The 9,530-nt window shown below is 75.1% G+C and carries 2 protein-coding genes; both read left to right on the forward strand.

Going from position 1 to position 9,530, the window contains the following annotated elements; translation table 11 throughout:
- Window positions 1-2,645: SDR family NAD(P)-dependent oxidoreductase (locus tag TR48_RS35600; protein ID WP_152628365.1), on the forward strand; the 2,645-nt coding region annotated here is incomplete at its 5' end.
- A 141-nt stretch (window positions 2,646-2,786) separates the two neighbouring features.
- On the forward strand, window positions 2,787-9,530 hold a 6,744-nt coding region (locus tag TR48_RS35605), incomplete at its 3' end, for a type I polyketide synthase (protein ID WP_439654523.1).

The raw sequence follows: 9,530 nt of genomic DNA on the forward strand, positions 1-9,530 counted from the left end.
CCACCCTCGACCAGAGCGCCGATCTGACCTCGCCCGAGTACTGGGTGCGCCACGTCCGCGAGGCCGTGCGCTTCCGCGACGCCATCGTGGCGCTGGAAGCTGACGGCGTCCGCACGTTCGTGGAGCTCGGCCCGGACGGCGTGCTCGCTGCGCTCGGCCAGGACTGCGTCACCACCGAGGAGGTCGCGTTCTCGTCGGCCCTGCGGGCGGGACGCCCGGAGGTCCGCACGCTGACGACCGCGCTCGCCCAGGCCTACGTGCGCGGCGTGACCGTCGACTGGACGGCGTTCTACGCCGGTACCGGCGCGCAGCGCGTCGACCTGCCCACCTACGCTTTCCAGCGTCAGTCGTACTGGCCCGAGCGGCTGCCCGTCCTCGCCGCGTCCGGCGACGGCCGGATCGGCACGGACGCGACGGACGCCGGCTTCTGGCAGGCCGTGGAGAGCGAGGACCTGGCCGCGCTGGCCGCCACCTTGGACGTGGACGCGGGCGACGCGGAGTCGCCGCTGAACGCCCTGGCCCCCGTGCTGCCGGTGCTCTCGGCCTGGCGTCGTCAGCAGCGCGAGCAGTCGACCGTGGACGGCTGGCGCTACCGGGTCTCCTGGCAGCCGCTCGCCACGGCGGCGGAGAGCACCACCCTGAACGGGACCTGGCTGGTGGTCGTCCCGGCCGCCTCGGCCGAGGACGGCCGGGTGTCGGCGGCAGCCGAGGCGCTCGCCGACGGCGGGGCGGCGGTTCGCCGCCTCCTGGTGGACGCCTCCGCCTGCGACCGCGGCCGTCTGGTCGAGGAACTGCGCGGCGCGGCGGCCGAGTCTGACGACCTGGCCGGTGTGCTGTCGCTGCTCGCCCTGGACGAGGAGCCGCACCCGAGCCACCCCGTGCTGCCCGCCGGGTTCGCCGCCACCGTGGCGCTCACCCAGGCGCTCGGCGACGCCGGGATCGGCGCGCCGCTGTGGTGCGCGACCAGCGGGGCCGTCTCGACCGGTCCGGTCGACAGCGCCCCGAGCGCGGCCCAGGCCCAGGTCTGGGGCCTGGGCCGGGTGGTGGCCCTGGAGCACCCGGACCGCTGGGGCGGCCTGATCGACCTGCCGGAGGCGGTGGACGAGCGGGCGACCGCCCGCCTGGTCGCGATCCTGGCCGGTGCCGGTGCCGGTGCCGGTGCCGGTGCCGGTGCCGGTGCCGGTGCCGGTGCGGACGGCGGTGCGGGCGAGGACCAGCTGGCGGTTCGCCGCTCGGGCGTCCTGGTCCGCCGCCTGGTGCGCGCCACCCGGCCGCAGGCCGCGGTCGCGGCCTGGCAGCCGCGCGGCACGGTGCTGGTCACCGGCGGCACCGGCGCCCTCGGCGCCGAGGTGGCCCGCTGGCTGGCGCGCGGCGGTGCGGAGCACCTGGTGCTCACCGGCCGACGCGGCGCTGACGCGCCCGGAGCGGTCGAACTGCGGGACGAGCTCGTGGCGTTGGGCGCCCAGGTCACCCTGGAGGCCTGCGACGTCGCGGACCGCTCGGCCGTCGAGGCCCTGGTCAAGCGGCTGGTGGTGGACGGCCGCGACGCGGTGCCGCTGCGCGCGGTGGTCCACGCGGCCGGCCTGACCCAGGACACCGCGCTGGCCGAGAGCGATCTGGGCGAGCTCGCCTGGGTGATGGACGCCAAGGTCTCCGGCGCGGTCCACCTGGACGCGGCGCTCGGCGACACCGAGCTGGACGCCTTCGTGCTCTTCTCCTCGATCGCCGGGGTGTGGGGCAGCGGTGGCCAGGCCGGTTACGCGGCGGGCAACGCGTTCCTGGACGCGCTCGCCGAGCGTCGTCGGGCGGCGGGCCTGGCGGCCACGTCGGTGGCCTGGGGGCCGTGGGGCGAGATCGGCATGGCGGCCGAAGACCCGCAGGCCGCCGAGCAGCTGAGCCGTCGCGGTCTGCGGGTGATGGCTCCCGAGCTCGGGATCGCCGCCCTGCAGCAGGCGTTGGACCACCAGGAGACGGCGCTGACCGTCGCCGACGTGGACTGGGCCCTGTTCGCGCCGGCCTTCGCCGCAGCCCGTCCCCGCCCGCTGATCGACGGGGTGCCCGAGGCCCGCGAGGCCCTGGCGGGCACGGCGGTCCAGGGCGGCGAGGGCGACGGGCCCGACCAGGCCGACGCGTTCCAGGAGCGGCTGCGGGTCCTGCCCGCCGCCGACCGGGACCGCGCCCTGCTCGACCTGGTGCGCACCGAGGTCGCCGCGGTGCTCGGCTATGCCGGCGCCGGCGCGGTGGAGGCCGCTCGGGCCTTCAACGAGCTCGGCTTCGACTCGCTCACCGCGGTCGAGCTGCGCAACCGCCTGACCGCGGCCACCGGCCTGCGGCTGCCGACCAGCCTGGTCTTCGACTACCCGAACCCCACGGCCCTGGCCGGTCACCTCGGCACGGAGATCGTGCCGGACGCGGCCGACGGCGCCGCGCCGGTCCTCGCCGAGCTCGACGCGCTGGACCAGCGACTCTCCACCCTGTCCCCCGATCACGCCGACCGGGAGCGCGTCACAGCGCGACTCCAGGCCCTCCTGTCGAAGTGGAACGCGACCGACGATGCAGCAGACAGCGCCGAGGACGACGAGTTGGCCAACGCGTCGGCCGACGACCTCTTCGACATCATCAGCCGCGAGTTCGGACGGGACTGACGTGCGCTTCCCGCCGACCGTCCAGCTCCCGACCCCGGCTTCGACCCCGGTCCAGACCCCGCTCCGGATCCCGGTCCAGACCTCGACCATGGCGTCCCGCGCGATCACCGCACGTGTCCCGGCTTCCCGGAAGGCGGCCTTCTGATGGCAGACGAAAAGAAGCTCCTCGACCACCTCAAGTGGATGACCGCGGAGCTGCGCAAGACCACCCGCCGCCTGCGGGAGGTCGAGGACGCCGACCAGGAGCCGATCGCGATCGTGGCGATGAGCTGCCGGCTGCCCGGCGGGGTGCGCTCGCCGGAGGACCTGTGGCAGCTGGTGGCGACCGGTGGCGACGCCATCACCGCGTTCCCCGCCGACCGGGGCTGGGACGTCGAGGGGCTCTACCACCCGGACCCGGACCACCCGGGCACGGTCTACGCGACCGGCGGCGGCTTCCTGCACGACGCGGGCGGCTTCGACCCGGAGTTCTTCGGCATCAGCCCGCGCGAGGCGCTGGCCATGGACCCGCAGCAGCGGCTGCTGCTGGAGGCGTCCTGGGAGGTCTGCGAGCGCGCCGGGATCGACCCGGCCACCCTGCGCGGCAGCCGTACCGGCGTGTACGTCGGCGGCAGCTACCAGGGTTACGGCTCGGAGCTGGCCGAGGTGCCGGAGGGCGTCGAGGGCCGCCTGCTGACCGGCAACGCCACCAGCGTGCTCTCCGGCCGCATCGCCTACACCCTCGGCCTGGAGGGGCCGGCCGCGACCCTCGACACCGCCTGCTCGTCCTCGCTGGTCGCCCTGCACTGGGCGTGCCAGGCGCTGCGGCGCGGCGACTGCTCGCAGGCTCTGGTCGGCGGCGTGACCGTGATGGCCACACCGGACGTGTTCGTCGAGTTCAGCCGTCAGCGCGGGCTGGCGGCGGACGGCCGCTGCAAGTCCTTCGCCGCAGGCGCCGACGGCACCGGCTGGTCCGAGGGCGTCGCGATGCTGCTCGTCGAGCGGCTCTCCGACGCACGGCGCAACGGGCACCCGGTGCTCGCGGTCGTGCGTGGTTCGGCGGTGAACCAGGACGGCGCCAGCAACGGACTGACGGCGCCCAACGGGCCGGCCCAGCAGAAGGTCATCCGCCAGGCCCTGGGCGACGCCCGCCTGACGGCCGACCAGGTCGACGCGGTCGAGGCGCACGGCACGGGCACCACCCTCGGCGACCCGATCGAGGCGCAGGCCCTGCTGGCCACCTACGGCCGCGAGCGAGCCGCCGAGCGGCCGCTGTGGTTGGGTTCGCTGAAGTCGAACATCGGGCACACGCAGGCCGCCGCGGGCGTGGCCGGTGTGATCAAGATGGTGATGGCGATGCGCCACGGCGTGCTGCCGCAGACCCTGCACGTGGACGAGCCGACCCCGCACGTGGACTGGTCGGCGGGCGCGGTGGAGCTGCTGACCGATCAGCGGGTCTGGCCGGAGACCGGCGAACCGCGCCGGGCCGCCGTCTCCTCCTTCGGTGTCAGCGGGACCAACGCGCACACCATCCTGGAGCAGGCGCCGGTCGCGGGAGAGGGCGACGAAACGGCGGCGACCGAGGAGCCGGACGGCGCGGCAGCTTCGGCTGCCGCCTCGTCCGCAGCGGTGTCCGCCGCCCCGTCCGCGCCGGTGACCACCGCGCTGGTCCCGTGGCTGCTTTCCGCGCGCAGCGCCGACGCGCTGCGCGCCCAGGCCGGCCGGCTGCTGGCCCGGCTGGCCGCCGACGCGACGCTCACCCCCCTCGACCTCGGCTACTCCCTGGCCACCACCCGGGCGGCCCTGCCGCACCGCGCGGTGCTGGTCGGCGCGGACCTCGAGGACTTCCGGCGCGGCCTCCAGGCGCTGGCGGCCGGGGAGCACACCGCTCCCTCCCTCGTGCGCGGCGCCGTCACCGAGGGCCGACTCGCCTTCCTCTTCACCGGTCAGGGCAGTCAGCGGGCCGGGATGGGCCGCGAGCTGTACGAGGCCTTCCCGGTGTTCGCGGCGGCGTTCGACGCGGTCTGCGCGGAGCTGGACCGGCATCTGGACCGCCCGCTGAAGGACGTCGTCTTCGCGGCCGAGGGCGAGCTGGTCCACCGGACCGGCTACACCCAGCCGGCGCTGTTCGCGATCGAGGTGGCGCTGTTCCGTCTGGTCGAGGCGTGGGGAATGCGCCCGGACTTCCTGGCCGGACATTCGATCGGTGAGATCGCGGCCGCGCACGTCGCGGGGGTGTTCTCGCTCGGCGACGCGGCGAAGCTGGTCGCGGCGCGCGGCCGGTTGATGCAGGCGTTGCCGTCGGGCGGGGCGATGGTGGCCGTGCAGGCCTCCGAGGCTGAGGTGCTGCCCCTGGTGTCCGAAGAGGTCGGCATCGCCGCCGTCAACGGGCCGACCTCGGTCGTGATCTCCGGCGCCGAACGGGCCGTGCTGGAGGTCGCGGAGCGGTTGGCCGCCCAGGGTCGCAAGACCAAGCGGCTGACGGTCAGTCACGCGTTCCACTCGCCCTTGATGGACCCGATGCTGGACCAGTTCCGGGCCGTCGTGGAGTCGCTGGAGTTCGACGAGCCGCGGCTCCCGATCGTCTCCACGCTCGACCAGTTCGCCGATCTCACCGCGCCCGAGTACTGGGTGCGCCACGTGCGGGAGGCGGTGCGCTTCCGGGACGCCGTCGAGAGCCTGGAGCGCGAGGGCGTCCGCACGTTCCTGGAGCTCGGCCCGGAGGGCACGTTGTCCGCGATGGGACAGGACTGCGTCAGCGACGGGATGGACGTCGTCTTCGCCCCCGTCCAGCGTGCGGGCCGCCCCGAGGTCGAGACGTTGCTGATCGGCGTCGGCCAAGCGCAGGTGCGCGGCGGGGCGCTGGACCGGACGGCGCTCTTCGGCGGTCGTGCCGCGCGCCGGGTCGAGCTGCCCACCTACGCCTTCCAGCACGACTGGTTCTGGCTGGAGTCGGGTGGCGGCTCCGCCGCCGCGGCTGCGCAGCCGTCGGCCGCACTGCCGGACGCCCGGTTCTGGGCGGCCGTGGAGCGTGAGGACGTCGAGGAGCTGACCGAGACGCTCGCCGTCGCGGACGGTGCGGCGCTGGGCGCGGTGCTGCCCGCGCTGTCGGCGTGGCGTCGGCAGAGCCGCGAGCAGTCCGTCGTGGACGGCTGGCGCTACCGGGTCAGCTGGACGCCGGTCACCGGCGCCGCCTCCGGCGTGCTGTCGGGGACCTGGCTGGTTGCGGTGCCGACCGGGCAGGCCGACGCCGCCGAGGTCCACGACCTGGTCCGGCTGCTGACCGGCCGTGGCGTCGAGGTCCGCCTGGTCGAGCCGCTCGCCCCCGAGCGGGCCGCCGTCACGGACGCGCTCCAGGGCGCGGTCTCCGACGGCGCTTCGATCTCCGGAGTGGTCTCGCTGCTGGCGTGGGACGAGGCGTGCGCGGTGGCCGGGACGCTGGCGCTGGTGCAGGCGCTCGGTGACGCGCGGGTCGACGCGCCGCTGTGGTGCGTGACGCGCGGCGCGGTCTCGACCGGTCGGTCCGACCGGCTCGCCAGCCCGGTGCAGGCCCAGCTGTGGGGTCTGGGCCGGGTCGTGGCGCTGGAGCACCCGCAGCGCTGGGGCGGTCTGGTCGACCTCCCCGAGACCTCGGACCAGCGCGCGCTCACCCACCTCGTGGACCTCCTGGTCGGCGACGAGGACCAGGTCGCGGTCCGTGCGTCGGGCGTCTTCGCCCGGCGCCTGGTGCGGTCGTCGCGCGGGGTGGCGGTCGCGTGGCGGCCTTCCGGCACGGTGCTGGTCACCGGTGGCACGGGCGCGCTGGGCGCGGAGGTGTCGCGCTGGCTGGTGCGCAACGGCGCCGAGAGCCTGCTGTTGACGAGCCGTCGTGGCCTGGACGCGCCCGGCGCGGCCGAGCTGCGTGACGAGCTGGCCGCAGCCGGTGTGAGCGTCACCGTCGCCGCGTGCGACGTGGCCGACCGCGACGCGCTGGCCGCGCTGCTCGCGTCGCTGGACCAGCCGGTCACCGCCGTGTTCCACACCGCCGGTGTGCTGGACGACGGCGTGGTGGACGGGCAGACGGTGGCGCGCTTCGCCGCGGTGGGCCGTCCGAAGGCGGACGCTGCCCGCAACCTGCACGAACTCACGCACAACCTCTCCGCGTTCGTGCTGTTCTCCTCCACCGCCGGCACCATCGGCAACGCCGGTCAGGCCAACTACGCCGCCGCCAACGCCTACCTGGACGCCCTGGCCGAGCAGCGCCGAGCCGACGGCCTCGCCGCCACGTCCATCGCCTGGGGTCCGTGGAGCAGCGGCGGCATGGCCGCCGACGGGGCCCTGGAGCAGCGCCTGCGCCGCGAGGGCGTCCCGCCGATGGCCCCCGAGCGGGCGATCGCCGCCCTCCAGCAGGCGCTGGAGAACGGCGACGGCACCCTGGTCGTCGCGGACATCGACTGGGAGCTGCTGCTCGGCGGCATCACCACCGGTCGGCGCGGCACCGCGCTCTTCGACCGGATCCCCGAGGCCCGCGCCGCGTTGGCGACGTCCGGCACCGCCGACGCCGCCGCCGAGGGGGAGCCGGCCGGCCCGCTGGCGCAGCGGCTGGCCCTGCTCTCCCCGGCCGAGCGGGAACGTGCCCTGCTCGACACGGTCCGCGCCGAGGTGGCCCTCGTGCTCGGCTACGCCTCGCCGGACGCGGTGGACGCGGCGCGGGCGTTCAAGGAGCTGGGCTTCGACTCGCTGACCGCGGTCGAGCTGCGCAACCGGCTGAACGCCGTCACCGGCCTGAGCCTGCCGAGCACGCTGGTCTTCGACTACCCGACCTCGGCCGCGCTCGCCGGATTCCTGCGCACCGAGCTGCTCGGCGGGCAGGAGGCCGAGGCGTCCCTGCCCACGGCCGCCGCGTCGGGCGCCGTCGACGACGAGCCGATCGCCATCGTCAGCATGAGCTGCCGCTTCCCGGGCGACGTCCGCAGCCCGGAGCAGCTGTGGCAGCTGCTCGCCTCCGGAACCGACGCGGTCTCCGGCTTCCCGACCGACCGCGGCTGGGACCTGGAGGCGCTGCACAGCGCCGATGCCGAGCAGAACGGCACCTGCTACGCCCGTGAGGGTGGCTTCCTGCACGACGCCGCCGAGTTCGACCCGACCTTCTTCGGGATCTCGCCGCGCGAGGCGCTGGCGATGGACCCGCAGCAGCGGCTGCTGCTGGAGACCTCGTGGGAGGCGTTCGAGCGGGCCGGCATCGACCCGGGGACGCTGCGCGGCACTCAGGCCGGCGTGTTCGTCGGCACCAACGGCCAGGACTATCTCGCCCTCGCCGCCAACGCGGCGGAGGAGCTGGAGGGTCAGCTCGGCACCGGCACCGCCGCCAGCGTGGTCTCCGGCCGTCTCTCGTACACCTTCGGTCTGGTGGGCCCGGCCGTGACGGTCGACACGGCGTGCTCGTCCTCGCTGGTCGCGCTGCACTGGGCGATTCAGGCGCTGCGCAACGGCGAGTGCACGATGGCGCTCGCCGGTGGCGTGACCGTGATGTCCACGCCGGGCGCTTTCGTGGAGTTCAGCCGTCAGCGCGGCCTGGCCGCCGACGGCCGCTGCAAGCCGTTCGCGGCGGCGGCCGACGGCACCGGCTGGGGCGAGGGCGTCGGCATGCTGCTCGTGGAGCGGCTGTCGGACGCGCGGCGCAACGGTCACCCGGTCCTCGCGGTCGTCCGTGGCAGCGCCGTCAACCAGGACGGCGCCAGCAACGGTCTGACGGCCCCCAACGGTCCGGCCCAGCAGCGCGTCATCCGCCAGGCCCTGGCCGCCGCCCGCCTGTCGGCGGACGAGGTGGACGCGGTCGAGGCGCACGGCACCGGCACCACGCTGGGCGACCCGATCGAGGCTCAGGCGCTGCTGGCCACCTACGGGCAGCGCCCGGCCGATCAGCCGCTGTGGCTCGGCTCGATCAAGTCCAACATCGGCCACACCCAGGCCGCCGCAGGCGTCGCGGGCATCATCAAGATGGTGCTGGCCATGCGCCACGGCGTGCTCCCGCAGAGCCTGCACGTCGACACCCCGAGCCCGCACGTCGACTGGTCGACGGGTGCGGTGGAGGTGCTGACCGAGGCGCGCGACTGGCCCGAGACCGGCCGCCCGCGCCGGGCGGCCGTGTCGTCCTTCGGCGTGAGCGGCACCAACGCCCATGTGGTGCTGGAGCAGGCCCCGGCCGACGGGTCCGACGCGACGCCCGACCCGGTGTCCGCCTCGGGGCCGTTCCCGCTGGTCCTCTCGGCCCGCACCGAGCCGGCGCTGCGCGCGCAGGCGGAGCGGCTGCGTTCCTTCACCGGGGGCGCGCCGGGGACCCGACTCGTGGACCTGGCCTACTCGCTGGCGACCGGCCGTGCCGCTCTGGAGCACCGGGCCGTCGTGGTCGCCGAGGACGATCAGGGGTTCCTGGGGGGTCTTGAGGGGTTGGTCTCGGGTGCCCCCGGTGCGAGTGTGGTCACCGGCTCGGCCACGGGCGGCAGGTTCGCCTTCCTCTTCACCGGCCAGGGCAGTCAGCGGGCTGGCATGGGAGCTGAGTTGTACGAGACGTACCCGGTGTTCGCCGAGGCTCTCGACGCCGTGTGCGCGGAGCTCGACGGGTACGTGGCGCGTCCGCTGAAGGACGTGGTGTTCGGCGGTGAGGGGATCGACGAGACGGCGTACACGCAGCCGGCGCTGTTCGCGATCGAGGTGGCGCTGTTCCGTCTGGTGGAGTCGTGGGGTCTGACGCCGGACTTCCTGGCCGGTCACTCGATCGGCGAGTTGGCCGCCGCTCATGTCGCCGGGGTGCTCTCGCTCGGCGATGCGGCGAGGCTCGTCGCGGCGCGTGGTCGCCTGATGCAGGCGCTGCCGTCGGGCGGTGCCATGGTGGCGGTGCAGGCGTCCGAAGACGAGGTGCTGCCC

Origin of the sequence: Streptacidiphilus neutrinimicus (genome assembly GCF_000787815.1) — a bacterium.
Classification (GTDB): Bacteria; Actinomycetota; Actinomycetes; order Streptomycetales; family Streptomycetaceae; genus Streptacidiphilus; species Streptacidiphilus neutrinimicus.